3 protein-coding genes are annotated in these 2222 nt (G+C 70.7%); 1 reads left to right on the plus strand and 2 read right to left on the minus strand.

Annotated elements, in window-relative coordinates; all coding sequences use genetic code 11:
• Nucleotides 1-72: 72 nt before the first annotated feature.
• Nucleotides 73-1212 carry a glutamine-hydrolyzing carbamoyl-phosphate synthase small subunit gene (gene carA / locus NON22_RS23345; RefSeq protein ID WP_257389385.1) on the minus strand — a complete coding sequence of 380 codons (1140 nt, stop codon included), beginning with the start codon at nt 1210-1212 and terminating at the stop codon, nt 73-75.
• Between the two features lie 268 nt (nt 1213-1480).
• On the opposite strand from carA, the gene NON22_RS23350 reads away from it, so the two are divergent.
• Complete coding sequence (locus tag NON22_RS23350; RefSeq protein ID WP_257389386.1) at nt 1481-1828, plus strand: hypothetical protein; 348 nt, start codon at nt 1481-1483, stop codon at nt 1826-1828.
• Nucleotides 1829-1890: 62 nt separating this feature from the next.
• On the opposite strand, the gene NON22_RS23355 is transcribed toward NON22_RS23350, so the two are convergent.
• Nucleotides 1891-2222: 4-hydroxy-tetrahydrodipicolinate reductase (locus NON22_RS23355; protein ID WP_306673984.1), on the minus strand; the 332-nt coding region annotated here is incomplete at its 5' end.

The raw sequence follows: 2222 nt of genomic DNA on the forward strand, positions 1-2222 counted from the left end.
CGCCGGCGGCGGCCGCAGCCAGCAGCGCCGGCGCGAGGCGGCGCAACGCGAATCGCGAACGCATGCGGCGGCTCAGGCGGCCGCGCGCCGGCGCGACTGCATGATCTGCACGAACGGATCGAACAGGCCGCCGACGTCCTGCGGCCCGGGACTGGCTTCCGGATGGCCCTGGAAGCTGTAGGCCGGCGCGTCGGTCAGCGCGATGCCCTGCAGCGAACCGTCGAACAGCGAGCGGTGCGTGGCCTTGACGTTGGCCGGCAGGCTGGCTTCGTCGACCGCGAAGCCGTGGTTCTGGCTGGAGATCATGACCCGCCCGCTCGCGATGTCGATGACCGGGTGGTTCGCGCCGTGGTGGCCGAACTTCATCTTCAGCGTCTTTGCGCCGGCCGCCAGGCCGAGCAGTTGGTGGCCCAGGCAGATGCCGAACACCGGCAGGCGCGCGGCGACGAATTCCCTGATGGCGGCGATCGCGTAGTCGCAGGGCTCCGGATCGCCGGGACCGTTGGACAAGAACACGCCGTCGGGCTTCAGCGCGAACACCTCGGCCGCGCTGGTCTGCGCCGGCACGACGGTCACCGCGCAGCCGCGGTCGGCGAGCATGCGCAGGATGTTGTGCTTGATGCCGAAGTCGTAGGCGACGACGTGCAGATCCGCGGCCGGACGCGCGAAGTCGGTGCGATCGAGATCGTAGCTGCCCTCGTTCCAGGCATAGCGCCGGGTCGTGCTGACGACCTTGGCGAGATCCATGCCCTTGAGACCCGGAAACGCGCGCGCCGCGGCGAGCGCCGCGTCGGCGTCGATGTTCGCGCCGGCGACGATCGCGCCGTTCTGCGCGCCCGTGTCGCGCAGGATGCGCGTGAGCCGGCGCGTGTCGATGTCGGCGATCGCGACGAGGCCGTTGCGCTTGAGGTAGTCCTGCAGGGTTTCGGTGGAACGCCAGTTGCTCGCGAGCGGCGGCAGGTCGCGGATCACTAGGCCGGCTGCGGCGACCGAGGTCGACTCGACGTCGACCGGATTGCAGCCGGTGTTGCCGATGTGGGGATAGGTCAGCGTGACGATCTGCCGGGCGTAGGAAGGATCAGTCAGGATTTCCTGATAACCGGTCAGTGCGGTGTTGAACACCACTTCGCCGGTCGTCGTGCCCTCGGCGCCTATGCCGGTGCCGTGAAACAGGCTGCCGTCGGCTAGGGCGAGGAGTGCTGGCATGGTCATGCGGTCGCCTTATGCGTAATGGCCCGGCGACACCAAACTCAGGTGCGCGAAAACCCGCGGGCTGGCGCAACCAGTCCGTGGATTGGGCGTAAAAGGGAATCGAGGCGAGGCGCGATTTTATGCGGCGGCGGCGTCAGTGTCCACCCGTTGTGCGGCGCAGCGACGAAGGTCGACAGCGGCGTACCGCGACGTCGGCGCGATGTGTCACGGTCGCGTCCGCCTAGAATCGGGGCGCACCGGCCGCCAGGCGGCCACGACGAGCACTGGTATGACGCAAGCGGAAACACGAGACGCGGCTGGACCGCGCGACGCGGTCGGGCGCGCGAACCGGCGCGGCTCCCTCGGCCAAGGCATCGGCATCGGCTTGCTCGCGCTGACCGGCAGTCATCTGGTCCTCTGGGGCGTGCTGCCGAGCCTGCATCCGTTCTGGGCCGCGATGACGTTCTTCGTCGCGCCTTGGATCGTCCTGGCCGCCGTCGCCGTGCAGTTCCTGCGCCGCCGCGAGCCGCGCACGGCCTGGGGCCTGCTGATCGCGGCCGCGATCGTCGTCGGCACCGTCGCGCTGCTGTTCGGCCTCGTCGTGCTGATCTTCTCGCAGGGCTCGGGACATCATTGAGCACGTGCACGGCGATCGCCCGGCGCAGCGCCGGGCGAGGCGCCGCGCGGCACCGACGCGAGTCAATCGCCGAGCACGTCGTCCATCGCGTAGTAGCCCGGCTCGGCGACGGCCAGGCGCTGCGCGGCGAGCAGCGCGCCGCGCGCGAACAGGTCGCGATTGGCGGCGCGGTGGGCGAATTCGATGCGCTCGTCGTCGCTCGCGAAAATGACCGTGTGTTCGCCGACCACGTCGCCGCCGCGCAGCGCATGGAAGCCGATCTGCCCGGCCGGCCGCTCGCCGGTCTGGCCGCAGCGGCCGTGGGCCGCGACCGCGTCGAGCGCGATGCCGCGGCCCTGGGCGACCGCTTCGCCGAGGCTCAGCGCCGTGCCCGAGGGCGCGTCGAGCTTGCGCC

It is taken from the genome of Tahibacter caeni (assembly GCF_024609805.1).
In the GTDB taxonomy this organism is placed as follows: domain Bacteria; phylum Pseudomonadota; class Gammaproteobacteria; order Xanthomonadales; family Rhodanobacteraceae; genus Tahibacter; species Tahibacter caeni.